The following is a 25,798-nucleotide window of genomic DNA, read 5'->3' on the forward strand; positions in this document are numbered from 1 at the left end:
CACATCCAGCCGCATCGTCTCCGCGATCACCTCGCGGACGAACAGCTCCACCTGTCCCCGCACATCAGGTGCCCCAGCGGATTCGGCGGCCGAGGAGGACTCGGCGGACCGGGCGGTCGTGTCGGCCGCACCGGCCAGCGCGACCAGGACCTGCTGTCCCTCGCCCCCGTGGGTCCGCACGGCGCCGAAGCCGGCCTCGCCCATGAGCAGTTGCCACTGGTCACTGCTGAGCAGGGGGCTGTGTTCGATGCGGTACGGGTCGTTGCTGAGCCACCAGCCGTCGGTGAGGCCGAAGGTGAGCGTGGCGTAGTCCTGCCGGGTGGTGATCTCGTTGAGGACGAGGATTCCGCCCTCCCGCAACACCTTGCGCACGTTGCGGAGGGTGCCGGGGACGTTCGACGTCGCGTGCAGCACGTTGGTGGCCACGACGACGTCGAAGGCCCCCGTGTACTCCTCGGGCGGGCTCTCGATGTTGCAGATCTCGTAGGAGAGGTACGGGTAGTCGTCGCCGAAGGCATCCCGGGCCTTGTGCAGGAACGCGTACGAGAGGTCGGTGAAGTGGTAGCTCACGTCGCTCGGGTCGAGGAGCGGCAGCACGAACTTGGTGGTACTGCCGGTGCCGGCCCCGATCTCCAGTACGCGCAGCGGGCGGCCCGCCGTGCGGCGCTGGTAGTTGGTCACCACCTGCGCGCAGATCCGGTTGAAGTAGTCGGCGATGGGATTGCTCTGGTAGACCGGCGCGACGAGGTCGAAGGAGCCGTCGGGGAAGAGCACCTCCACCGCGTCGGTGGCGCCGCTCAGGACGTCGGGCAGGTGGTCGAGGCACCGGTCGAGCAGCGTGATGTGTCCCGTCAGCTCCGGGTAGTCCCGAAGGAGTCCGGCCCGGGGCTCGGACTGCGCGGACGGCATCGCGCCGATGGCGTCCGTCAGGAGAGCGTACTTGTCGATCGCCGTCGCCGGCAGCGGAACCTGCCGCAGCCGCCACCGGGTGTACGCCTCCAGCCGCTCGGAGAGGTCCCGGTTGCGGGCGACGTCGGCGTCGTCCTCCCGCAGGACCGGCACCACGTCGTCGAGGACTCCCGGAGAGCCTGCGGGCGTTGCCGTGGGGGGTGCGAAGTCGTGTGGCGTGATTCCCATGCGCTTCAACGCCTCTTCCGTTCCTTTCACACAGGTGATCCTTCGGTCGTCGGCCGCGAGGAACCGCTCGATGACCGCCAGCCCTTCGGCCGGTTCGATCGAGCCGATTCCAAGGCCTTGCATCCGCTCCCGGTACTCCGGCTTCGCCACGACCCCGACTTCGCCCCAATAGCCCCAGTTGATGACCTTGGCGTCGATCAGCAGGGCTTGGTGGAGAAGGTCCGCGTAGGCGTCCTTGGCCACGCACGCGGCGGCGTAGTTGCCCTGTCCGGCGCTGGCGATATGGGCCTGCACGGAGGAGAAGAAGAGGCAGAAGTCGAGGTCCCTGCCGCGCAGCGCGTCCACCAGGTGGCGGGTGCCGTGCAGCTTGGGGCGTAGTACGTCGGTGAGCACGCGCTCGCTCATGGTGGCGAGGGTGGCGTCCTGGAGCACGAGCGCCGAGTGCACGACGCCGTTGATGACGTCGTGGGCGTCGAGCGCGCGCCTGAGCTCCGGGCCGTTGGCCAGGTCCACCTGGTGGTAGTGGACCCCGCGGGCCCCGAGCTCCCGGATGCGGTCGGCGTCGCGGGCGAAGTCCTCGGGCGCGCGGCGGCCGATGACGACCACCTCGGCCCGGTAAGTGGCGGCCAGGTACTCGGCGAGCAGGCCGCCGAGTCCGCCGGTGCCGCCGAGGATGACGTAGGTCCCTCCGGTCCGGAACGCCGAGCGGTCCGGCCACGGTGCGAGGGCGGCCGGCTCCATCGACGCGACGGCGTACTCGTCACCGCGGACACAGACGGGCGCGCCCGTGACGGACGGCAGGGGCCGTTCCAGGGCCTCGTCCAGCGACCGCGCGGTGAGGTCCGCGAGGCTGAAGCAGCGCACCGACCAGTCGGGCCGCTCCTTGGCGAGGGCCTGGGTCAGGCCGACGTACACCCCGTCGACGGGGTGGGTGGCGGCGGTGAACAGCGGGCTGTGCACCGCCTTGTCGGTGAACACGTCGAGCCGGACCCGCGGCCATCGGTCGAGGGCGTGCGCGAGGCCGAGGAAGGCCGTGAGGTCCGCGTCACGGATGCCGTCGGCCCATGAGGTGCGGCTGACGAACACCAGGTGCTCGTCGGCGGCGGGCGCGGCGGCGAGCCCGGCGACCGCCGTGCCGTCCAGGAGCAGCACTCTGCTGTCCGTGAAGCGTTCCGTCAGTTCCTTGTGCAGGCCTACCTGTCCTGGCGGCACCAGGAAGGTCCGCGGGCCGTGCCCGGCGCCGCGCGGCGGGGCCACCCGGCCGTGGGTCCACTGCGGTGCGAACACCATCGAGTCCACGGCGGCACGGCGGACCAGCGAGACATCGGGGCACGCCGTTCCGGGCGCGGAACTCCCGCTTCGCCATTCGTTGCGACTCAACACAATCCCCTATGTCTAGGACTCCGGGTTCAAAGAGCGGGTTTCACACCGAGGTCGATCACCGAGAGAAGCGGTCCGTATTCCTCGTCGAATACCGTGAAGTTGGTCCTGAAGGGAGACAGTTTCTCCGTCAGGACGAAAGCGGAGTCGGCGGGAAAACGCGCCGGAGCGTGAAAGATCATATGCCCCATGGAAAAGGGCATCAGGCTGTCACGGTGTTCTCCGATGGATATCGCCATGCCTGATTGGAAGGAACAGTCGAGCAGGTTGACCATCCCCATCGGCGTTCCGTCGTTGTGTGAGAGCCAGGCCAGTGACCGTTGTCCGTACCGCTGGACATAGGTATTGCGACGGAAGTACGGGCCGTAGTCGATGCCCATGTTCGAGAACTCCTCGTAGAGTTCCCGCCGGGTGAGGTGGGACGTGGTGTGCGCGCAGATCTCGTCGCGCACCTCCAGGCCCACCGCGGGAGCCCGGTCGAGCCTGTCGAGAAGGAGCGTGCCCATGCCGCAGAGCGCACCGCGATTGGTGACGGTGTAGTCCACCGTCCTCGCGCCGGGTGCGGAGCGGAAGGCCACGACGAGTTCGTCCAGCGGCTCCTCACCGGAGATCGGCCGCAGCCAGGCGGCGTCCCTGATGGCGTACGCCGTGGCGCCGGGGTGGAGGTGAGCGGCGCCGCGCAGCGCCATCTCCAGGCAGGCGACACCGGGCAGGACCCGGCATCCGCCGACCAGGTGTTCTTGCAGATAGGTGTGGGCGGGGTCGATGTGCGCCCGGAAGGTACCGGGCCCGTCGGCTGCGACCAGCCGGATCGGCTCCACCGCGGCGGGGCCGGCCGCCTTGTAGGCTTCGGTCGTCATGCGCTGCGCCCCTCATCCGTGAACCAGAGGTCCGTCTCGTCGAACGGGTATCCGGGCAGCCGCAGCCGGTGCGGCCTGTGCGGCGCGAACAGGGCCTGCCAGTCGACCGGTCGACCGGACAGGTACGCCTCGCGGGCCGAATCGGGGGTCGGTCGCCCCTCGCCCCCTGCCTGCTCCCGTGCCTGTGTCTGGACGGGTTCGCCCGCCGTGCGCAGCGCCTGCAGCAACTCGTCGCCGGATGACGGGCACCATGCGAGGCGGTACGTCAGGTGCTCGCGCCGGCACAGGGTGTACGAGAGGTCGCGCAGGTCCTCGTCTGTCAGCGGCCCCCGCCGATCGAGGTGGTCAAGCAGCCCGGCCGTCAGACGGCGCAGCGCGTGCGGGGTGCGTGCCGACAGCGGTACGAGACGGGCCTGCGCGCGGGCGGAGCGCCGGACGGGGGGCGTCGGCGGCGCTGAGAGCACGACGTGCGCGTTGGTGCCGCCGAAGCCGAAGGAGCTGATCCCGGCGACGAGTTCGCCGTCGTCGTCCCAGGGGCCGGTCTTGTCCACCACCTCGAAGGGAGTGCCCTCCAGCGTGATGCCGGGGTTGAGTTCCTGGAAGTGCAGGTTGCCCGGGAGGGTCCGGTGTTCGAAGGCCTTGATCACCTTGGTCACGGAGGCGACTCCGGCGGCGGGTTCCAGGTGCCCGATGTGGGACTTGACCGCGCCGAGTCGCACACGGCGTCCCGCGGCCCCCGGCACCAGCTGCTCCCAGGCCCGCTTCAGCGCGTCGATCTCGATCGCGTCACCCAGGACCGTGCCCGTCCCGTGGGTCTCGATGTAGCCGGTGCGGGCGGCGAGTTCGGGCGTGTAGGCGTCCAGGAGGAGGCTGTACTGGGCGTTGGGGTTCGGGGCGGTGAGCGAGTTGGCGCGGCCGCCGTGGTTCTCCGCCACGCTCTCCACGACCGCGCGGATGTCGTCGCCGTCGGCGAGGGCGTCCTCCAGGCGCTTGACGAGGAAGCTTCCGTAACCCTCTCCGCGGACGTAGCCGTTGGCCGAGGCGTCGAAGGCCGCGCACCGGTGGTCCGGGGAGAGGAACCGCGCCGAGTGGAGCCCCTCGTTGATCTGGGAGTCGAGGATGAGGTTGACGCCGCCGACCACGGCCGCGTCGCAAACCCCGGCGCGCAGGTCGCGGCACGCCTTGACCAGCGCCACCAGGGAGCCCGAGCAGGCGGTGTCGATGACCGTGGAGGGGCCTCGCCAGTCGAACCAGGAGGAGATGCGGTTCGCGATGAGGCTCATGGAGTGCCCCACCAGGGAGTACGGGATCTGCCGCGCGCCGGCCCTGGCCTGGAGCAGCGCGTAGTCGTTGCCGGTGGCCGCCATGTAGCAGCCGGTGCGTGAGCCGCTCAGCTCGGAGGGGGCGTACCCGGCGTCCTCGAGCGTGTGCCACACGGACTGCAGCAGCAGCCGCTGGCGCGGGTCCATCCAGCTCGCCTCCCGGGGCGAGATGGAGAAGAACCGGGCGTCGAACCCCCTGATCCCGGGGAGGAATCCGGCGACCTCGCCGGGGAGCCGACGCTCACTGTCGGCCGGCCGGACGCAGTCCCTTCCGTCGAGCAGAGTCTGCCAGAACGTGTCGGGGTCCGGGCCGCCGGGCAGTACCGCCGCGAGGCCGACGATGGCCAGGCGGCTGCCGTCGCCGGTCCGCCGCGCAGCCGCCGGCCGGGCGCCCCGCGGCGTCCGGGGCCCGCTCACGCGTCCCATGGGGGCGCGCCCGTCCGTGAGCCGCGCGACGGTCTCCGCGACGACGCGCAGGGTGTTCATACGGTAGAAGTCGTGTGCGTGCACGACGACGCCGTACCGCTCGCTGATCCGCGCGGCGAGGACGTTGTAGCCGAGCGAGGTGACGCCTTGGTAGCCCAGGGGCCGGTCGATGTCCGGCTCCGGCAGGCTCAGTTCGCCGGCGACGAGCTGCCGCAGCTCGGCGAGGAGGCCCTGCCCGCCCGCCTCGTCGGTGTCCGCCGCGGCCTGCTGCCTGTCGGGCGTCGGGGCGGGCACCTCGTCCTGCGGATACAGGTCGAGCGAGGACAGGGGAGCCTCGCTGAGCTTCTTGACGTCGGTCTTGCCATTGGGCGTGAGCGGTATCTCGGTCAGCCGGTGCACGGCCTGGGGCACCATGTAGTACGGCAGGGTGCCCCGGCACCCGTCGCGCACCGCGGCGGCGTCGAAGGGCTCGGTGGCGGGCAGCCGCACGAAGCAGCGCAGGTGCGGCTCGGGCTCCGGCCGCACGACGGCGATCACGGTCGCGGACGGGGCCTGGGCGGCTACCGCGGCGGCCACCTCGCCGAGTTCGATCCGGTGGCCGTTGACCTTGCGCTGGCCGTCCTTGCGGGAGACGTAGGTGAGGTGCCCGGTCCCGTCGTAGCGGACCAGGTCGCCGGTCAGGTAGGAGGGCGTGCCGTCAGGCAGCGCGCCAAAGGCGGTTGCCGGGGCGTTCAGGTAGCCCTGGGCCACGCAGTCACCGGCGATCATCAGCTCGCCGCGCATGCCCGGGGCCACGGACCGCCCGTCGGCGTCCACCACGTAGTACCGGGTGCCCAGGGCCGGCTCGCCCAGGTGGATGCGTCCGGGGTCGGTCACGCGCTGCCAGCTCGCCCAGATGGTGGCCTCGGTCGGGCCGTACATGTTGTAGACGGCGGCGCTCTGGCTCAGCAGGTACCGCGCGAGGTCGTGGTCCAGGGCCTCCCCGCCGGACAGCAGGGTCATGGGCCGCCGTGCCCGCCAGCCGGCGGACTCCAGGATGCGCCAGGTGGACGGCGTGGCCTGGACGACGGTCGCTCCGCCGGCGTCGATGCGCTCGGCCAGCAGGGTGGCACTGGCCCTGGCCTCCTCGGAGAGCACCTGGACGGTCGCACCGCACAGCAGCGGCAGCAGTATCTCCAGGAGGGAGATGTCGAAGCCGATCGGGGTCAGGGCCACGATACGGTCGTCCGGGCCCATCCCGGGGTCCTGGCGCACGGAGTGCAGGAAGTTGACGAGGTTGCCCTCGCTGACCGCGACGCCCTTGGGGGTGCCGGTCGATCCCGAGGTGAACAGCACGTAGGCGGTACGGTCGGCGTCGGCCGGGCCCGCCGGCCGGCTGCCGCGCGGCCGCGGGGAGGCCGGCGGGGCGCCGTCCACCTCCCGCGTGGGCAGGCCGGGGAACAGCCGGGCCGCCCGGTCCCGGGTCGCCGCGTCCACCAGGACGACGCCGAGACCGGCGGTCTCGGCCATGTACCCGAGCCTGCTGTCCGGCAGACCGGGGTCCAGCGGCACGAACGTGCGGCGCCGGGCCAGCGCGGTCAGGTACGCGACGGGGATCGCGGTCGACCGCTCCAGGAAGACGCCGACCGGCCGTGTGTCGTCCGGGGCCAGGGCGTCGCCGAGCCGGTCCGCGGCGTCCAGCAACTCGCCGTACGTGAGCGAGCGGTGGTCGTCCACGACGGCCAGCCGGTCCGGATCCGCTTCCGCGGCTTCCACCAGGGCCGCGCCCAGCCCCTGGCCGTACGGGGCGGTACGGGCGGCCCCCTCGGCCACCGGTTCCAGCGGGCGTGACAGGTCGCACCGCGTGGTCGGGCGGTGCGGCGCGGTGGTCATGAACCGGGCCAGACGCAGGAAGTTGGTGGCCAGGGCCGACAGGGCCTCGGGGGACAGTACGCGCGTGGAGGAGTCGAAGGAGAGGTGGATGCCCTGCTCGTCGGAGCTGAAGTTGACGCTCAGCTCGCTCGAACTTCCGGTGTAGGGCTTGCGGACCCAGGAGGCGTCCACCCCCGCGAGGTCCGGCAGCGCGGTGGGCAGCATCGCGGAGGAGGAGTTCACCACGAGGTTGAGCACGCTGCCGCCCCGGTTGGCGGCGCCGCCGTGTTCGGCCGCGGCCAGGGCGAGCAGGTCGAGGGTGGAGAAGCCCTGGTGGTCGCGCAGGTCCTCGCGCTGCGTGCGCACCTGCTCGAACAACGCCAGCGCGGACGGCTGGGCCGCGACGTCCAGCCACAGCGGCAGCAGGTTGGTGTGGCAGCCGTAGGGCGCTCCGTACGTCCGCGTGTCCACGGTGTGCGCGACCACGACGTCGCGGTCGTCGTCGCCGTAGGCGTGCACGAGGGCGCCGGTGACACCCACCACGAACTGGAGCAGGCTCAGCTCGTGGTGGCGCAGGAACCGGTGGATGTCCTCGGCCTGTGCGCCGGTGAGCGTCTCCTTGACCGCGATCCGGCGACCGTCCCCGTGGGGCGCCGGTGCCGCGAAGGGCAGCGGCTGGTGCAGTCTGCGGCCCGCGAGAAGCGATCGCCAGTAGGCCGAGTCACGGTCGGCGTCGGAGCGAGGCGCCGCGGCGAACAACCGCTCGAGAAGCGGGGGTTCCCCCCTCCAGCAGGCGCCGAGTGCGGCGAGGAACGGGGCGTAGCAGCCGCCGTCGAACACCACATGGCTGAAGTCCAGGCGGAGCAGGAGCCGGGTGTCGGACGCGCGCCAGTAGCGGAAGCGGAAGAGCTCCTGGCCGGTGGGATCGATGCCGCCGGCGTCGAGGAGGTCGTCCTGGCGCTCGCAGCGCCGCAGCACCCGCCGGGGCACGGGGCGGCTCTTCGCCACCAGGTCCGGGCCGACTTCGGTGAAATAGCTGAGGAGCCGCGGAAATGCGGTGGACACCACTTCCCGAAGCGCGCCGTCGAGACGGTCGGTGTCCACGTCTCCGGTCAGCGCGTACACATAGCCGACGGTAAGTCCCGGGTCATCGGGATTCTGTTGATACCGATTCCACTGAAAGCGCTCGTAGGCGCTTGCCTGACGCTCCGTCATACCTCAGCCTTTCAACCGCCCAGGACACCGCAGTAATTGGTACACGGCTTCGACATACCTGCACTCGAATTGCGGTCGACTCCGCAGGCCGGCGCGCACACGTACCCGTGGTCCCGTACGGGAAGCCCTTGTCACCGGCGTGTACGGGGCCCATTGTGCTGTCGGGTGTTCAACTGCTTCCGGACCGCGATTGGACACCGCCGCTTCAAGGTCGACGCCCTCATCGGAGGTTCACACGTGCTGCTCTCGGAAGACGACGTGGCGCTGTTCGCGCGGGTCAGTGGCGACCAGAACGCGCTGCACTGCTCGCCCGGCCATGCCCGCCGCACCCCCTTCGGGCGGACCGTCGCCCACGGTGTCCTCGCCGTCCTGGCGACGCTGGACGAACAGGCGGCGGACGCCGGGGCGGGCGCCACGGCTGTCGAGGCCGACTTCGGCAACCCGGTGTTCCCCGGCGTGCGTTACCGCTCCGAGGCGTTGGGCGAGGCCAGGACCGGCCTCGGCTACCGGCTGCTCGACGGGGACCGTACCTGCCTGACCGTACGTGTGCGTCCCGGCGCCCCGGCGGACCTTGATCCGCTGCCCGTGCCGCAGGACCGGCCGGCTGCCCGGCACGGGATCGAGGACCTGCCGTCGGGCACCGCGGTGTCCGGAGAGTACGGCCCGGAGGGGACCCACGCGCTGCGCGGGCGGTTCCCGGTCGCGTCCCGGCTGCTCGGGCCGACGCCGCTGGCCTGCTTGTTGTGGTCGAGCTATGTGGCCGGGATGCGCCTGCCGGGAGAGAACTGCCTGCTCGGCCGGGTGGCGCTGCGCTTCCTGCCGGTCGCCGCGCGGGGGCCGGCGCGGCTGTCGTACAGCGCCCGCGTCGTCCACACCGACCTGCGCTTCGGACTGGTGTCGATCGTCGGACAGATCACGGCGGACGGCGTGGTCGTCGCCGAGTCCGAGATCGAGGCCATGGTCCGCACGCCCGCGCCGCCGGCCACCGCGGCCGCGCTGGGCGAGCACTTGAGTCCGTCGACCCGGCTGCGGGGCGCGTCGGCCGTCGTCGTCGGCGGCAGCCGCGGGCTCGGTGCGGCTCTGTCGCTCGCCCTGGCATCACAGGGCGCCGAGGTCTTCGTCGGGCATCGGGACACGCTGCCCCCTGCCCTGAGGGCCGAGGCCGAAGGGCTGCCGGGGCGGCTGCACTCCGTGCCCGGCGACGCCGCGGACCCGCGCTGGAGCGCCGAACTGCGCTCCCGCGTCGAGCGCGAGCACGGCCGGCTCGGTTTCCTGGTGTGCAGCGCGGCCCCACCCCTGCGCACGCTCGACCTGGCCGCCACCGACCTGGAACGGATGGACGCGTTCCTGACCGGTTCGCTGCGGCTGGTCAGCGCGCCGATGACCGGGCTGCTCCCGCTCCTGGAGCCGGGGAGGGGCCGATGCCTGGTGATCTCCTCGGCCGCGCTGGACGAACCCCCGCGCGACTGGCCGCACTACGTCGCGGCGAAGTCCGCCGTGGAGGGTCTGGTCCGCTGGGCCGCCCGGCACCACCCCGGTGTGGCGTTCCGCCTCGCGCGGCCGGGCATGTTGTGGACCGAGCAGACGAACTCGCCCGGCGCCCGGGAGACGGCCGGACCGGTGGAACCGGTGGCGGCGCGGCTGGTGCGCCATCTGCTGGAGCCCGCGCCCGCCGACGGAGCCCCGCACCTGATCGGGGAGGGGGAGCCCGTCGGCCCGATTCCGGCCGGGCCGACGTGACGAAGGGCCCGGTGCCGAAGGCGGCCCCCGGGGCTGGCAGCCGCCCGCGGTCGGCGGCTGTCCCCAGGGGCGGCTCTCAGACCGCGGAGGTCCTGTCCACGCTCTCCCGCGGCTCCTCGTGGGAGGTCACGGCGCCAGGCCGCACCGCGGCGAACAGCAGGAATCCGAGGAGGACGAAGGCCGCGGCGGAGAAGATGGGCAGCGAGCTGGAGCCGTCGATGATGCCGAACACGACGCCCGAAAGGCCCGCGGAGATGGCGGCGATGGCTCCGGCCGTGCCCATGACGGAACCCTGGTGGCTGTCGTCCACGGCGGCGGACATCATGCCCACGAGACCGCTGTAGGAGATGCCGTAGGCGGCCGCGCCCACCAGGCACAGGCCGTAGAGCGCGACCCTCGAACCGGTCAGCGCGGTGCCGGCGACGCACACGGTCATCGCCGCGAGCGACCCGGCCACCGCGATCTGCGGCCTGAGGTACTTCATCGAGAGCGGCACCAGGGAGAGGAAGGACGCCGCGAGGCCGACACCGACCACCGAGATGAGGTTGGTGACCGCGCGCTGGCCGAAACCTTCGTTGGCCGTCAGGTACAAGCCGATGAACTGGAAGAAGGCCGTCCAACCCAGGGACATGAGCAGCAGCGCCGCGGCGAGCACCCTGACCCCGGAGAAGGTGAAGGACTCCATGAGGTGCTTGACCGGGTTCGGGAAGGCCATGCGCCCCGTCGGCCGGGGCGCCGGCTCCTCCCGGAAGGAGACCAGCAGCACCAGCAGGTTCAGCAGCGTGATGCCGGCCACGAAGATGAAGGGCGTCTTGAGGTCGAACCAGGAGACCAGGGTGGAGTCGCTGAGGTAGCCGCCGATGAGCGGGCCCACCACGTAACCGGTCGAGACGCAGAACATGATCAGGCCGATGGAGTTCACACGGCGTTCCTTCGGCGTGACGTCCAGGATCGCCGCCTGGGCGACCGGCAGGCTGCCGGAGAACAGGCCGCCGACCACACGTCCGGCGACGAACAGCGCGACGTCCCGGCCGACCAGCCCCCAGATGGTCAGTGCGTAGCCGAGGGCAAGGCCCAGCAGGCACAGCGCCAGCGTCTTCTTGCGGCGGAAGTGGTCGGACAGCGAGCCGAGCAGCGGCGCACCGAAGAACATCGCCAGTGAATAGCTGCCGATCGCGACCCCGTAGAACAGGTCGCGGGTGCTGGTTCCGCCACTGCTCAGGACGCCGATGTCGGCGTCATAAGAGATGGGAATCAGCACCGGAATGATGAGGCTGACGCTCAAGTTGTCGATCAGGATGATGAAGTAAAGAGGGATGAGGCTGGCCAACCCGCTTTTGCGCATGGGTGATTCTCCCGTAGATCGGTGGGGGGCACAACGACCGCGGGCGGTATCGTAACGCACGAACTTCCTTTGCAGTGACCGGACTTGAGTGTGGCTTGAGTGCCGCCTGACCGGCGGGGAGCACGCTGTTCGAAAGAATCTGAACAGGTGCGCTGCCGAACCCATCGTATTCCCGCACGGTGAAGTCGGCCCTGCCTGTTCGCCTTTTCAGCCGAATGCGTTGGCCGGTCACGGCCGAAACGAGGGTGTTCTCCAGATGGAAGCGAACGAACTGAAGGCCATATCCGTGGAAAACACGGTGCTCGAGGTGTTCCGCGCGGTCCTGGGTCTGGACGCGGTCGACCCGGACGTCCCCTTCGCCGCGCTGGGCGGAGACTCGATGCGGGCCGTGCGCGTGCTGTCGCGGCTTTGGCGCGAACTGGGTGTGGAGCTGCCCGTGCACGCGCTCGGCAACGACACGACCGCTGCCGAACTCGCGGCGGCCATCCGCGCGCACCGGGACGGCCGAGCCGCATGAGCGACGAGAGGAAGCCGGGCATCGCCCTCGCCGCGACCTTCACGTCGGACGGGCTCGGGGACGCCGTGGCGCGGCGGCTGCGGGACACCGGGCGTGAGGTGGCGACGGCACCGTACGGACAGCTTCTGGAGCCGCTGCTGGACCCCGGCAGCGTGCTGCTGAGCCATGCCGGGGTGAACGTCGTGCTGCTGCGGGCCGAGGACCTGTTCCGCGGCGGCGCGGACCCCTCGGCCGGTGACCGGCTCCTGGACGAGCTGCTCTCGGTGCTGTCCGCCGTTCCCAACCGCTCCGCGGCCACCTGGCTGGTGGCCCTGACGCCGCCGTCGCCGGGAGCCCTCGCCGACCCCGCCCGCGCCCGGTGGATCGAGGCCGCCACGCGGCGGGTCACCGAGACCGTCACCCCGCTGCCGGGCATGCACCTCGTGGCGCTCGACGACCTCACGGATCGCTACGAGGTGCCGCGGACGCACGACGAGTACGCCGACCGCATCGCTCATCTCCCCTACACCGACGAGTACTTCGACGCGCTCGCCGATTGGCTGGTGCGGCTGGCCGGCACGACGTGGCGGGGGCCCCGCAAGGTCGTGGTCCTTGACTGCGACAACACCCTGTGGGCCGGGGTGTGCGGCGAGGATGGTCCGCTCGGGGTGGAGATCGGCCCGGGGCGGCGCGCGGTCCAGGAGTTCATGCGGGACCAGCGGGCGCAGGGAAAGCTGCTGTGCCTGTGCAGCCGCAACGAAGAGGCGGACGTACGGGCCGTGTTCGCCGAGAACCCCGCCATGGTCCTCACGATGGAAGACGTCACCGCTCACCGGATCGGCTGGCAGCCCAAGGCCCAGTACCTCTACGAGCTCTCCCAGGAGCTGGGGCTCGCGCTCGGCTCGTTCGTCTTCGTGGACGACGACGCCGTGGAGTGCGCGTCGGTGCGTGCGGCGCTGCCCGAGGTCGCCGTGGTGGAGCTGACCCGGGACGCGGACGCGGCACGGCGGCAACTGGCCCACGAGGCCGCCTTCGACCAGCTCACGGTGACCGACGAGGACCGGCTGCGGGCCGACTGGTACAGGACCGAGCCGGAGCGTCGGGCCCTGGAACAGTCCCTCGTGGACTACGAGGAGTTCCTGGCCCGTTGCGCCATCGAGGTCTCGATGGAGGAGCTGACCGACTCCGCCCTGGACCGGGCGGCCCAACTGACAAGCCGCACCACGCAGTTCACGCTGGCGGGCACTTCCTTCACGGTGCCGGAGCTGCGGAGGCTGCTCGACGGCGGCGGCCGCGGCTGGACGGTGCGGGTCCGCGACGTCTTCGGCGACTACGGCACCGTCGGTCTCATCCTCGCCGAGGCCGACGGTGACGTGCTGAACGTCCCGGTCTTCCTGCTCAGCTGCCGGGTCCTCAACCGCCGGGTGGAGACCCGGATGCTGCGGATGCTTTGCGCCGAGGCCGCGGCGGACGGCTGCCGCACCGTACGGCTGCCCTATCGGCCCACCCCGCGCAACGCGCCCGCGCGCCAGTTCCTCAAGGAGGTCTCCGGCCGAGTCATCGGTGCCGACGACGCCCCCTGTGCCGTCGCCGTACCGGTCACCGTCTGGACCACCGTGCCCGAGGTGGCAGCGCCGTAACCGCGCCCCACCGGTCGGACCACACCACACGCGGCCGGCGATCCAGCCGGCCCCCACACAGGAACGAGGAAAACTCCATGGAACCCAGTACGGGACGACGGCCCATGCGCGGACGAAGGCTGTGGGGGAGGCTGTCCGTCGCCACGGCCGGCATCGCCGCCCTCATGCTGGTCACCGTCGCGTCCGCCGACACCGGCGCCCCCGCGGCCGCCCCCGCGGCCGGCCACGCCAAGCCCGCGAAGGCCCCCAGCGTCCCCGTGAAGCCCGAGTGGGTCAGCGCGGGTCAGAACAACCACAACACGCGCCATGCCGCCACCGAGCGCACCATCGGCACGAAGAACGTGGGCAGGCTGGCGCCGAAGTGGACCTTCACCACCGACGGTGACGTCTCCGCCACCCCCACCGTCGTGGGCGGCACGGTCTACGTGCCGGACTGGGGCGGCAAGCTGTGGGCCATCAACGCCGACAGCGGCAAGAAGGTCTGGTCGCGCAGCATCAGCAGTTACGACGGCGTCGAGGGGCACATGTCCCGCACCAGCCCCGCGTACTGGAAGGGCGACCTCTTCATCGGCACCGGCACGCTGACGACGACGTCGTTGAAGAGCGCGTACGTCATCTCCGTCGACGCCAGGACCGGCGACAAGAAGTGGATGACCAAGGTCGACGCCGACCCGACGACCGTCATCACCTCCTCGCCCACCGTGGACAACGGCGTCATCTACGTGGGGACGTCGTCCAAGGCGTCGACCCTGCACGACAAGCCGAAGTTCCGGGGCGCCGTCCTGGCGATCGACGCCCGCACCGGCAAGATCCTGTGGAAGACCCACACCATCCCCAAGGGCTACACCGGCGCCGCCGTGTGGGGCAGCCAGCCCGTGGTCGATCACAAGACCGGCCTGGTGTTCGTGGGCACGGGCAACAACTACACCTCGCCGGAGGGTGTCTGCCTCAACCCGAAGCAGACCGACTGCACCCCGCCGTCCAAGGACAACCACTTCGACAGCGTGCTCGCCCTGGACCTGAAGACCGGGAAGATCAAGTGGGCCCATCACACACTGACGGCCGACACCTGGATGATGTACATGCAGAACCAGGCCCCGGACTTCGACTTCGGTTCCGCTCCCAACCTCTACACCACCAAGATCGACGGCAAGCCGAAGGACCTGCTCGGCATAGGCCAGAAGAGCGGCGTCTACTACGCCCTCGAACCGGCCACCGGCAAGGTCGTGTGGGAGACGCAGGTCGGCCCGGGCGGTCCGCTGGGCGGCATCCAGTGGGGCAGCGCCACCGACGGGAAGCGCATCTACGTCGGCATCAGCAACGGCGATCACCTGCCCTGGACCATCACCGCGGCCGACGGGACCAAGTCCACGGTCGAGAGCGGGTTCTTCGCGGCGGTCGACGCCGCCACCGGCGAGATCGAGTGGCAAACCGCCGACCCGCAGGGCAAGGAGGGCAAGTGGCTCGACAGCTCCTTCATCACCAGCGCCAACGGCGTCATGTACGCGGGTTCCTCGGCGCCCAGCGGTAACAACATGTATGCGCTGAACGGAGAGACCGGCAAGATCCTCTGGGACTACGCCAGCGGCGGTTCCGTCTGGGGCGGGGCGGCCGTGGTCGACGGCAGCGTCTACTGGGGCTCCGGCTACTACATCTCCAATGTGGGCGAAGGCCTGAGCGGCCACAACAACAAGCTATACCGCTTCACCCTCGACGGCCGCTGACGACCCGTCGCGGCCCTCGCAACCACGCGAAACGGCCCGGGCAGTTTCTGCCCGGGCCGTTTCGGCTTCGTCGTCTTCCCAGGTTCCCTCAGGCCGCTGCCGACAGCTCCTGGCGCAGCGGCTTCCACCACTGCGGGTTGTCGCGGTACCAGTCGACCGTCCGGGCCAGGCCGCCCGGGAAGGGGACGCGCGGGGCGTATCCGAGCTCCCGGATCTTGCGGTCGTCGACGGAGTAGCGGCGGTCGTGGCCCGGCCGGTCGGGCACGTAGGTGATCCGTTCGGGCCCTGCCCCGCAGGCCCGCAGCAGATGGTGGGTGAGGGCGGCGTTGGTCAGCTCCTCGCCGCCGCCGATGTTGTAGGCCTCGCCGGGCTTGCCCTTCTCCAGGACCAGCTGCACGCCCCGGCAGTGGTCGTCGACGTGCAGCCAGTCGCGAACGCACAGGCCGTCGCCGTACAGCGGGACGTCCCTGCCCTCCAGCAGGTTGGTCACGAAGAGCGGGATGAGCTTCTCGGGGTACTGGTGAGGCCCGTAGTTGTTGCTGCAACGGGTCACGCTCACGTCCATCCCGTACGTACGGGCGTAGGAGCGCGCCAGGATGTCGGCGCCGGCCTTCGACGCGGCGTAGGGCGAGTTCGCCATCAGGGGGCAGTCCTCGGTCCAGGAGCCCGTTTCGATCGAGCCGTACACCTCGTCGGTGGAGATGTGGACGAACCGGGGCACCCGGGCCGCTCGTGCCGCCGACAACAGGGCCTGCGTGCCCAGGACGTTGGTGCGGACGAAGTCCTCCGCACCGGCGATCGACCGGTCCACATGGCTCTCCGCGGCGAAGTTGACCACCGCGTCGTGTCCCGGCAGGAGGTCGGCGAGGAGCGACGCGTCGCAGATGTCACCCCTGACGAAGGCCAGGCCCGGGTGGCCCACGACGTCGGCGAGGTTGGCCGGGTTGCCCGCGTAGGTGAGTTTGTCCAGGGCCGTGATCCGCACGTCGCCGGGGTCGCCGTACGCTCCGGCGAGCGCGTGGCGCACATAGGTGGATCCGATGAATCCGGCGGCGCCGGTGACGAGCAATCGCACGGGGCTTCCCTTTCTCAGCTGGCGGTCGCGTGGGCGGCGTGCGACGTACGTCGTCCCAGGTCCGTCATGACGGCCCGGGCCACCTCGGTGACGCGGTCCTGCAGGTAGAAGTGGCCCCCCGGGAAGACGCGCGAGCGACCGGGGACGACCGAGAGGCGCAGCCAGTCGGTCACCTGCCCGGGCGCGCACAGGGGGTCCTCGGTGCCGGCCATCGCCGTGACCGGGCAGCGCAGGCCGGGGCCGTCCCGCCAGGTGTAGGACCGCAGGGCCTGGTAGTCGGCGCGCAGCGCGGGCAGTGCCAGGGCCTGCACCTCGGGGTCGTCGAGCGCGTTGCCGCCGCCGAGCCTGCGGACCTCGGCCAGCAGCGCCGCGTCGTCGGCCAGTTGGTCGGTCGGCCCCCGCCCGGTCGTGGGCGCGCGGCGGGCGGACACGAAGAGTCGGTGCGGGGTGGCACCGGCACGGTCCAGACGCCGGGCCGTCTCGTAGGCGACGAGCGCCCCGAGGCTGTGGCCGAACAGGGCGCAGGGCGTCCCGCCGGGTGAGGCGAGCAGTGCCTCGGTGGCACGGTCGGCCAGCTCGCTCAGCCGCCGCAGCAGCGGTTCGTGCCGCCGGTCCTGCCGCCCCGGGTACTGCACCGCCAGTACCTCCACCTGCGGGCCCAGGGCACGGGCGAACGGGTGGAAGCTGCTCGCGCCGCCGCCGGCGTGCGGGAAGCAGACGAGCCGCAGCGCCCCCTCGGACGCCGGTCCGAACCGCCGCAGCCAACTCTCCGCCAGGAGGCCTCGGGCGGTCACCCGACCAGCCTCACGGGGAGGCTGTCGATGCCGCGCAGGAAGGACCGGCGCCAGCTCACCTGCTCCGGCTCGATGGCCAGGGCGAGGTCGGGGAAGCGCCGCAGCAGGGCCCGCAGCGCGATCTCGCCCTCCAGGCGGGCCAACGGGCCGCCCACGCAGAAGTGGATGCCGTGGCCGAAGGACAGGTGCCCGGTGGTGTCGCGTGAGACGTCGAACCGCTCGGGGTCGGGGAACCTGCGGGGATCGCGGTTGGCGGCGGCGCCCGCGATGAGTACGGTGCTGTGCGCCGGGATGTGGACGCCGCCGATCTCGACGTCCTCCAGCGACCCGCGCGTGGTGATCTCTGCGGGGCCCAGGAAGCGCAGGGCCTCGTCCACGGCGTTCGGCAGGACGGCCGGGTCCCGGCGGACCTTGGCGAGCTCCCCGGGGTGGGTGAGGAGCAGGTAGGTGGCCATGGCGATGAGGCTGACCGAGGTCTCGAAGCCCGCGATGAGCAGGATCAGGACCACGGAGGCGAGTTCGTCGTTGCTCAGCCTGTCCTGATCCTCCTCGTGGACGTCGATCAGCGCCGAGAGGAGGTCGGGGCCGGGGTCGGCACGCCGGCGGTCGATCAGGTCGAGGATGAAGCCGACCAGGGCGCGGGCCGCCTGCTCGCGCTGCTCGACGCGGTCGGCGTCGATGACCAGGAAGTCGTTGCTCCAGCGGCCGAAGTCGCCCTGGTAGCGCTCCTCGACGCCCAGCAGCTCACTGATCACGGTGATCGGCAGCGGGTAGGCGAAGCGCTCGACGAGGTCGGCCTCGTCCTGGCCGGCGAGGCCGTCGAGCAGCTGCTCGGCGAGCTCCTCGATCCGGGTGCGCATCGACTCCACGCGGCGTGCGGTGAACTCCCGGGCGACGAGCCCCCGCAGGCGGGTGTGGGCCGGCGGGTCGTTGCTGCCCATGTTGTTGGCGAAGTAGGGCCGGACGTCCTCGGGTATGCCGTGGTAGGTCGGCAGTTCCGCCTCGGGCGGCTGCTTCTTCTGGTCGTTGCTCAGCCGCAGGTCGCCCAGGGCGGCCTTGGCCTCGGCGTGACGGGTGATCAGGTATGCTTCCCGGCCGACGAAGCTGACCTTGCTCACCGGTCCCTGCTCGCGCAGCGCGGCGTAGGTCTCGTACTGGTCGATATGGAAGAGGTCGCTGTCCAGACTGGGGACGGCGGTCGAGGTGTCGGTCGACACGGGGGCCCTTTCCTAGGAGGTGTGTCCGGCGCCCGGTCAGGCGGTCACGGTGGTGAGCGTCGGCATGGGGAAGACGAGCGCGCCGCCGCTCTTCAGGTACGCCTGCTCGCGCTCGACGAAGCCGGCACGGTGGATCCAGGGCAGCACGAGGAGCTGGTCGGGGCGCCGGGACCTGGCCTCCTCCTCGGAGACGATGGGGATCTTGCTGCCGGGGGTGAAGCGGCCGGCCTTCTCCTCGCTGACCTCGCCGATGCAGGGCAGGTCCTGGGGGCCGATGCCGCAGTACTGCAGGGTCACGTTGCCCTTGGTCGACGCGCCATACCCGAAGGTGACCAGACCGGCCGCGCGGGAGTCGTCGAGGAACCCCCGCAGATCGGCGCGCTGCTGGTGCACCCTGCGGGCGAAAGCCTCGTAGGGGGCCATGGTGTCGAGGCCCGCGGCGGCCTCGCGTGCGCGCAGCGCGTCCAGGGAGCCCTCGTCGCGCGGGTGGCGGCCGGGGTTCTTGGCGAGAGTGACGTAGAGGCTGCCGCCGTAGACGTCGGTGACCTCGGCCTTCAGGATGGTGAAGCCCACCTTCCGGGCCATCCACTCGATCTGCTGGAAGCCGTAGTACTCCAGGTGCTCGTGGCACACGACGTCGTAGGCGTTGGCGTCGAGCATGGCCGGCATGTAGCTCTGCTCGGTCATCCACACGCCGTCGTCGTCGAGAATCGCGTGGATGTCCTGCATGAACCGCAGCGGGTCCGGGATGTCGTAGAACATGCCGGTCGTCGTGACGACCTTGGCGCGCTGCCTGCCGTACCGCTCGGTGAACACCTCGCGGGTGAAGTACTCGGCGACCAGTTCGGCCGGCGGGTAGTGCTCGCGGAACTTCTCGCCCGAGGGGTCGATGCCCACCAGGCGCAGCCCCTCGACGGGGTACTGGTGCAGGAGCGTGCCGTCGTTGCTGCCGATGTCGACGACGATGTCGCCCGACTCGAGGCCGGTCAGTTCGGCGGCCGCGACGGCCTTGCCGCGCAGGTGGTCCACCATGAAGGGCCGGATGCCCGGGCGGTAGCCGTAGCCCTCGCCGTACATCAGGCCGAGGTCCGGGGTGTGCCGCAGTTGCAGGAGCCCGCAGCCGCCGGGCGAGCACTTCACCAGCTCCAGCGGTACCGACGGCACCTTCTCGTCGAGGCTCTTGGGGAAGACGCAGGTCAGAGCCTGGTCCCCCAGGTCGAGCACCGGAAGCAGTTCGTGATTGCCGCAGACACGGCACTCAGTGATGATCATCGTCAGCCCGTTTCAGTCCGTGGTGACCGTGGCGAGGAGGTAGCCGTAGGACTTCGGGACCCGCACGCCGTCCACCATCCGCTCGAACTCCTCGGGGCCGGTCATCCGGATGACGTCGTCCTTGCGCGCGAGCAGGGCGGCGGCGATGTCCTCCCGGACCGCCTGGGGCGCCAGGGTGTTGGCCGTGACGTCGGTGAACTCCTTGACGACGAATCCGGCCTGTTCGATGACGGTCCGGTAGGCGTCCATCTCCGGGCTCGTGATGATGTCCTGGAACGTCAGCTCCGTGTCGGGCTGGCTGAACATGTCGGCGAGGACGAGCGTCGATCCCGGGCGCAGCACGCGCTTGATCTCGCGCAGGACCTTCACCTTGTCCGGCATGTGGATCAGCGATTCGAAGGCCCAGGCGCCGTCGAACGACGCGTCGGGGAAGGGGAGTTCGGCCGCGTCGGCGTGCTGGAAGGTCACCCGGTCGGCGAGGCCCCGCTCGCGCGCCCGCTCGCCGGCGCGGCCGACCTGGTAGGAGCTGATGGAAACGCCGACGACCTCGACGTCGGCCGCGCCGGCGAGCTGGAAGGCCGGCTGTCCGACGCCGCAGCCCACGTCCAGGATGCGCTGGCCCGGCCGCGGGGCGAGGCGCGCGATCAGCTGGTCGGTGAGCTGGTCGGTGGCCCTCTCGATGGGGGCGTCATCGGCGTCGTCGAGCCAGTAGCCGACATGGAGGTTGTCGCCCCAGATGTCCCTGAACGTCTCGGTGAAGTTGTCGTAGAAGTCGACGACCTTGTCCGCGACCGTCTCCTCGTTCGCCTGCGCTCCGGAAGTCATACGATCCGTCCTTCCTGTGTTGGTCGTGCCATGGTCGAGTCGTGGCCGTGTCGTGGCGGCGTGGTGTCGCGGTGGTGGGAGTCGGGCGGTGCCCTCAGCCGGCCCAGGCCTCCGGCCCCGGGCCGCCCCGGCCGACCGGCGGGAAGATCCGGTCGAGCCCGGCGAGTTGCTCGTCGTCGAGACGCAGACGGGTGGCGCGCAGCGCCGAGTCGATGTGCTCGACGGTGCGTGGTCCGATGACGGCGCCGGTGATGCCCGGCCGGGACAGCACCCAGGAGAGGCCGACCTCCGCGGGGTGGTGGCCGATACGGCGGCAGAACTCCTCGTACGCCTCGACGGCGGGGCGCAGTGCGGGCAGGAGCGTCTGGGCCCGTCCCTGCGCGGACTTGACGGCGGTGCCGGAGTTCAGCTTGTCCAGTACGCCGCTGAGGAGGCCGCCGTGCAGTGGTGACCAGGCGAGGGTCGCCAGGCCGTGGTGGTGCGCGGCCGGCAGGACCTCCAGTTCGGCGTGGCGGGCCGCCAGGTTGTACAGGCACTGTTCGGAGGCGAGGCCCAGCGTGTTGCGGCGGCGGGCGCTCGCCTGCGCCTCGCTGATGTGCCACCCGGCGAAGTTGGAGGAGCCGACGTAGCAGACTTTTCCGCTGGTCACCAGGTGGTCCATGGCCTGCCACACCTCATCCCACGGCGCGGCGCGGTCGATGCGGTGCATCTGGTAAAGGTCGATGCGCTCCACACCCAGGCGCCGCAGGGACTGTTCGCAGGCGGTGACGATGTGACGGGCGGACAGACCGCCGTCGTTGACCTGCTCGCTCATCTCGCCGCCGACCTTGGTGGCGAGAACGACGTCGTCCCTGCGGCCGCCCTTCTGGGCGAGCCAGCGTCCGACCAGTTCCTCGGTGTGCCCCTTGTGCACCCGCCAGCCGTAGATGTCGGCGGTGTCCACGCAGTTGATGCCGCGGTCGAGCGCCTCGTCCATCAACCTCAGGGCGTCGTCGTCCGCCACGCGGCCGCTGAAGTTGACGGTGCCGAGCCACAGCCGACTCACCCGGGTGGCGAGACGGCCGAGCCGTACGTACGACTCCGGCTCCGGCTGCCGCGGTGCTCCGTTCTCAGTCACGGCGTGTGTCACTGCCGCTGTCCCTCGGCGGGCCGGTCGGTCCGGACGCTCGCGCTGAGCGGGAGGTCGGCCGAGGAGGAACCGATGAGGACGCGGCGTTCGCCACCGGCCAGCTTCCAGCCGTCGGCCGACGTGTCCCAGTACTGGAGGGCGCGTTCGGCGACGTGGACGCGCACGCGGCGGGACTCCCCGGCCTTGAGCTCCACCTTCTGGTAACCGGCCAACGCCTTGTCCGCCTGGTCGAGGGAGAGCTTCGGGCTCGGGCCGAGGTAGACCTGGACCACGTCGCTGCCCGTCCTCTTGCCGGTGTTGCGCACCGTCACCTCGACGTCGAGGCCGTCGGCCGTGCGCTTCACCGCCTGATTCTCGTAGGCGAACGACGTGTAGGACAGACCGTGGCCGAACGGGAAGAGCGGCTCGACGCCCTCGTGGTCGTACCACCGGTACCCGGTGTAGATGCCTTCGGACTGCCGCACGACGCCGTCGACGCCGGGGTAGCGCTCGGGGTCACCGCCGACCGGGGTCGCCTCCTCGGAGGTGGGGAAGGTCTGGCTGAGCCGGCCGCCCGGTTCGGCGTCCCCGAACAGCAGGTCGGCGGTGGCCTCCGCCCCGGCCTGCCCGGGGTACCACATGTCGAGGACCGCCCGGGTCTTGTCGAGCCAGGGCATGGTGATGGACGACCCGGTGTTCAGCACGACGATCGTGCGGGGGTTGACGGCCGTGACGGCCTCGATCAGCTCGTCCTGACGGCCGGGCAGGGAAAGGGAGATGCGGTCGCTGCCCTCGGCGCCGTCGTCGTAGGCGAAGACCACCGCGGTGGAGGCCTTGCGCGCGGTGGCGACGGCCTGGTCGATCGCGTCCTGGGCCTTGGCCGGGGTCACCCAGCGCAGGTCGAGGGTCATCGGCTTGCCGACGACCGCGCCGCCGCTGATCTTGATGGTGTGCGTGCCGGCGGTCAGCTGCAACGGGACGCTGGTGAGCTTGCCGAACACCTCGCCGACGCTGATCGGTGCGCCGTCGTCGATCTGGATGGCGCCGTTGCCGCCGGTGACGCGGGCCGCGATGCGGTAGAGCCCGTCCTTGGCCACCGTCAGCCTGCCGTCGTAGATGACGCCGCTCTCGGCGGGATCCAGAACCTTGCCCGAGGTGAAGTCGGGCTCCAGGGCGGAGGCCGGGATCGGCTCGCCCTGAAGGGTCTCGCCCTCGGCGTAGGAGACCTGCGCGTCGGAGCCGAGCTTCTCGGTGATGGTCTCCAGCGGCGGGGTGGCCATGTCGGGGACGATGTAGGAGCTGCCGAGCCCCGTCACCTTGGGGTCCTTGGCCGACGGGCCGATCACCGCGACGTCGTCCGTCGTGGCCGGGTCGAGCGGCAGTATCCGGTCCTCGTTGCGCAGCAGCACCGCGCCGGCCTCGGCGATCTCCTCGGCCACCTTGGTGCCGCCCGCGACATCGCGCTCGGGCCGCGGCGCCGGGTTCTCGTCGAGGAGGCCGAAGCGCTCCATCTGTCCGACGATGCGGCTCACCGCGCGGTCGAGGACCGCCATGGGAACGGTGCCGTCCTGGACGGCCTTCTTGAGCGTGTCACCGAAGTACTTGCCGCCGGGGACCTCGCCGCCGGGCGGGATGGCGACGGTCGAGTCGATGCCCAGCTCCTGGTCGAGCCCCTTGGTGATGGCGTCCGTGCTCTGCGTGGCCATCCAGTCGGAGGTGACCCAGCCCTTGAAGTCCAGCTGCTCGCGGAGGATGTCGTTGAGCAAGTGCCCGTTGCCGCAGGCCGCTTCGCCGTTGACCTTGGGGTAGGCGCACATCACCGAGGCGGCGCCGGCCTTGACCGCGGCCTCGAAGCCGGGGATCTCCGTCTCCTGGAGGGTGCGTTCGTCCACCTTGACGTCGACACCCATGCGGTTGTTCTCCTGGGTGTTGGCCGCGTAGTGCTTGACCGTCGCCATCAGGCCCTGACTCTGGATGCCCCTGACCTCGGCGGCCGCCGTGCGTGCGGTGAGGAGCGGGTCCTCGCTGAACGTCTCGAAGTTCCGTCCCGCCTGCGGCACCCGGATGCTGTTCACCATCGGGGCGTATATCACGTCCACGCCGAAGGCCCGGCCCTCTCGGCCCAGGACCTGTCCGTACTGCTTGGCGAGCCCGTCGTCGAAGGACGAGGCGAGGCTGACGGGGGCGGGCATCGCGATCGACGGCCGGTGGATCGTCGCCCCCGCGGGCCCGTCGGTGGCACGCACCTGCGGAATGCCCAGCCGGGGCACGCCCGGCAGATAGACCAGGGCCGTAGGGTCGGTGGTGGAGTAGTCCCAGTGCACGAACGAGAGTTTCTCGTCCAGCGTCATCTGCGCGACGAGTCGGTCGGTACGGCCTTCCGTACGTCCGGGAGTCGCCGGTGCGGCTCCCAGGCTCAGCAGCGCCAGAACCGTCAGGAATACGGAGGGCACCCATATTCGTCTCTTCATTTCCCTCTCCCAGGCATGCGGTGTCTCCGTATCCATAAAGTTGCGACGGCGGCGACGTTAGTGATGTCGCCGTGCGCCCCACAAGGCGCCTCGTCTCCAACTCAAGTCGCGCACTGGCGAGTTACTATTTCGCGGCGGTGAGGTCCGGGTATTCCGGGCGTTGTCGGCTCTCCTGTTGACGCGTGAGGGGGGGACCGCAGTGACATGACGTGAAGGACGCGTGCCGAAGGACGCTTCCCGAAAGGAACCCCCGGCCGTGCCTCACGCACCGGTGCGATTCGGCACACGGGTCCGCCGATTCCGTCCGTCATCGGACACGCGTGCCCGCCTGCTGTGCCGGCCAGCACACGTGCGTGAGTGAGCTCCTCACGGACCGCTCGGCCGGCCTGGACGGCGGCGGCCTGGGCCCGGCTGACCCACGGGTCAGGACTCAAGCCATCGCGTCGCCAGCGTCAGGGCCGCCATCAGGCAACGTGCCTGTACGTTCAGGTGGTTGCCGTGCCTCAGCAGGGCCTGCGCCTGCGGCACCGACACCCAGGAGAAGTCCGGTGGCAGATCACGCGTGCCCGTCCCGGCCGCCTCGTCGTCCCCGGCCAGCTCGACGATCAGGTTGCGGGTCACCGCGTGGTGGAAGCGCCCGCCCTCCTCGGACTGCTCGGTGTCGAACAGCACCCGGCCGGTGCCCGGGGCGAGCAGCGTGTCCAGGAACTGGGGGCGACGCGCACCCCGCCCGTGCAGATGGCGCGTCGAGCACTGCACCGTGGGCCCGAACTCGGCCACGTTCAGGCTGCCCGCCTCCACCCGGGCCCGCAGCAGCACGTGCGGCAGCCCAGCGATGCGCCGCACGAGCAGCCCGGCGAGCCCCGCCACCGGGGCGAGCAACGGCTGGGACCAGCGGGCCACCTCGCGCGCCTGCGCCTGAACGCTCACACCGAGCACTGTGAAATGCCGGCCGTCGGGCCGTCTGATGACGCCGTCCCGGGTCCGTCTCCACGCACTCGTGGCGTCCTCCAGGACCTTCCTCAACGGAACCTGCTCCTGCGTCAGTTCATACCGGAACCGGGCATCGGCCAGGACCGAGAGCACCTCGGCGAACGAGTGGAGCGCGCCGTCCTCGCCCCCGGGAGCCTGCGGTGCGCCGCGACGCGCGATCCGCTCCCGCGGCAGCGTCGACAGGACCGTGCGGCTGTCCATGTTCACCAGGTGGTCGCGGAGCAGCAGTGTGCCGACCTGTCGCAGCGACAACCAGCGGAACCCGTCGAGAGCGGGCACGTCGTCGTCCGTCATGACGACCACGTTGCGGTTCCGCTTGTGCAGGAACCACCAGCCCTGTTCGGACTGGAGCGAGTCGGCGAGCACCCGCCCGCCGCGCCGGTCCCCGGTGAAGTACTCCGTGTACGGCACGGGACGGCCCCGGTGCACGCCCGTGAAGTTGCTGCGGGTGGCCTGCACGGTCGGCGACAACTGCAGCCCGTTGAGGTTGCCCGGCTCCATCTTGGCCTGCAGCAGGCAGTGCACCTCGCCGTGGACTTCCTTGAGCAGCATGCCGAGCAGCCCGACCTCGCGCTGCACGATGACGGGCTGGGTCCAGGTGAACGGCCGCTGCCCCGCGGCGTCGAAGTCGGTGGTGGCGCGCAGCCCGGAGACGGAGAAGAAGCGGCCGGATGCGTGCACCAGGTCGCCGGTGTCCCGGCAGAAGCGCCAGCTGGGCAGGGAGTCGAGAGGCGCGCGCCGTACGGCATGGTGATGCCCGCGGCGCTGCTCGTCCAGCCACCGGTCGAAGGAGGCGTCCCCCGGCTCGGTGGGAGGCGGTGCGGTCTTCGATGAGGCCATTCGGGCATGCTCCATGCCCGCGCTCGAGGCCCGGTCGACGACGGCCCGGAAGTCCGTCGAGCCCGGC

The 25,798-nt window shown here is 70.9% G+C and carries 16 protein-coding genes; 4 read left to right on the plus strand and 12 right to left on the minus strand.

Annotation, left to right across the window (positions count from 1 at the left end):
* From ACFW47_RS32050 to ACFW47_RS32060, 3 genes are all read right to left on the minus strand, one after another.
* Positions 1-2,427, minus strand: a 2,427-nt coding sequence (locus ACFW47_RS32050) for a KR domain-containing protein (protein ID WP_386307892.1), incomplete at its 3' end; no start/stop codon positions are given.
* Positions 2,428-2,546: 119 nt separating this feature from the next.
* A complete protein-coding gene (locus ACFW47_RS32055; protein ID WP_386287979.1) occupies positions 2,547-3,377 on the minus strand; it encodes a polyketide synthase dehydratase domain-containing protein in 831 nt (276 codons plus the stop codon).
* The gene (locus ACFW47_RS32060) at positions 3,374-8,101 is read right to left on the minus strand and encodes a beta-ketoacyl synthase N-terminal-like domain-containing protein (RefSeq protein ID WP_386287977.1); all 4,728 of its coding nucleotides are present in this window, start codon (positions 8,099-8,101) and stop codon (positions 3,374-3,376) included. Before ACFW47_RS32060 ends, ACFW47_RS32055 begins: the two co-directional genes overlap by 4 nt.
* 327 nt (positions 8,102-8,428) lie before the next feature.
* Here ACFW47_RS32060 and ACFW47_RS32065 point away from each other — a divergent pair, with 327 nt between their 5' ends.
* Positions 8,429-9,931, plus strand: coding sequence for an SDR family NAD(P)-dependent oxidoreductase (locus ACFW47_RS32065; RefSeq protein WP_386307894.1), 1,503 nt, complete (start codon positions 8,429-8,431; stop codon positions 9,929-9,931).
* Between the two features lie 76 nt (positions 9,932-10,007).
* On the opposite strand, the gene ACFW47_RS32070 is transcribed toward ACFW47_RS32065, so the two are convergent.
* Positions 10,008-11,276: an MFS transporter gene (locus tag ACFW47_RS32070; protein WP_386287973.1), complete on the minus strand. Its 1,269-nt coding sequence runs from the start codon at positions 11,274-11,276 to the stop codon at positions 10,008-10,010.
* A gap of 256 nt (positions 11,277-11,532) precedes the next feature.
* Here ACFW47_RS32070 and ACFW47_RS32075 point away from each other — a divergent pair, with 256 nt between their 5' ends.
* The 3 genes from ACFW47_RS32075 (at position 11,533) to ACFW47_RS32085 (ending at position 15,136) form a co-directional block, all read left to right on the plus strand.
* The gene (locus tag ACFW47_RS32075; protein WP_386287971.1) at positions 11,533-11,793 is read left to right on the plus strand and encodes an acyl carrier protein; all 261 of its coding nucleotides are present in this window, start codon (positions 11,533-11,535) and stop codon (positions 11,791-11,793) included.
* A complete protein-coding gene (locus ACFW47_RS32080; protein WP_386287969.1) occupies positions 11,790-13,412 on the plus strand; it encodes an HAD-IIIC family phosphatase in 1,623 nt (540 codons plus the stop codon). Before ACFW47_RS32075 ends, ACFW47_RS32080 begins: the two co-directional genes overlap by 4 nt.
* A gap of 77 nt (positions 13,413-13,489) precedes the next feature.
* Positions 13,490-15,136: a PQQ-binding-like beta-propeller repeat protein gene (locus ACFW47_RS32085; RefSeq protein ID WP_386307895.1), complete on the plus strand. Its 1,647-nt coding sequence runs from the start codon at positions 13,490-13,492 to the stop codon at positions 15,134-15,136.
* 88 nt (positions 15,137-15,224) lie between these two features.
* Here the strand turns inward: ACFW47_RS32085 and rfbB are convergent, their stop codons facing one another.
* From rfbB to ACFW47_RS32125, 8 genes are all read right to left on the minus strand, one after another.
* The gene (gene rfbB, locus ACFW47_RS32090) at positions 15,225-16,211 is read right to left on the minus strand and encodes a dTDP-glucose 4,6-dehydratase (RefSeq protein WP_386287965.1); all 987 of its coding nucleotides are present in this window, start codon (positions 16,209-16,211) and stop codon (positions 15,225-15,227) included.
* Positions 16,212-16,225: 14 nt separating this feature from the next.
* Positions 16,226-17,005 carry a thioesterase II family protein gene (locus ACFW47_RS32095; protein WP_386307897.1) on the minus strand — a complete coding sequence of 260 codons (780 nt, stop codon included), beginning with the start codon at positions 17,003-17,005 and terminating at the stop codon, positions 16,226-16,228.
* Positions 17,002-18,222: a cytochrome P450 gene (locus tag ACFW47_RS32100; RefSeq protein WP_386287961.1), complete on the minus strand. Its 1,221-nt coding sequence runs from the start codon at positions 18,220-18,222 to the stop codon at positions 17,002-17,004. Before ACFW47_RS32100 ends, ACFW47_RS32095 begins: the two co-directional genes overlap by 4 nt.
* Before the next feature lie 36 nt (positions 18,223-18,258).
* Entirely contained in the window at positions 18,259-19,494 is a 1,236-nt protein-coding gene (locus ACFW47_RS32105; RefSeq protein WP_386307898.1) for a class I SAM-dependent methyltransferase, read from the minus strand.
* Between the two features lie 12 nt (positions 19,495-19,506).
* Complete coding sequence (locus ACFW47_RS32110; RefSeq protein WP_386287957.1) at positions 19,507-20,319, minus strand: SAM-dependent methyltransferase; 813 nt, start codon at positions 20,317-20,319, stop codon at positions 19,507-19,509.
* 94 nt (positions 20,320-20,413) lie between these two features.
* The gene (locus ACFW47_RS32115; protein WP_386307899.1) at positions 20,414-21,436 is read right to left on the minus strand and encodes an aldo/keto reductase; all 1,023 of its coding nucleotides are present in this window, start codon (positions 21,434-21,436) and stop codon (positions 20,414-20,416) included.
* Positions 21,437-21,444: 8 nt separating this feature from the next.
* A complete protein-coding gene (locus ACFW47_RS32120; protein WP_386307901.1) occupies positions 21,445-23,898 on the minus strand; it encodes a glycoside hydrolase family 3 C-terminal domain-containing protein in 2,454 nt (817 codons plus the stop codon).
* 423 nt (positions 23,899-24,321) lie between these two features.
* A complete protein-coding gene (locus ACFW47_RS32125) occupies positions 24,322-25,731 on the minus strand; it encodes an NDP-hexose 2,3-dehydratase family protein (protein ID WP_386307902.1) in 1,410 nt (469 codons plus the stop codon).
* Between the last annotated feature and the right edge of the window lie 67 nt (positions 25,732-25,798).

The sequence above is a fragment of the Streptomyces sp. NPDC058796 genome, from assembly GCF_042745235.1.
Classification (GTDB): Bacteria; Actinomycetota; Actinomycetes; order Streptomycetales; family Streptomycetaceae; genus Streptomyces.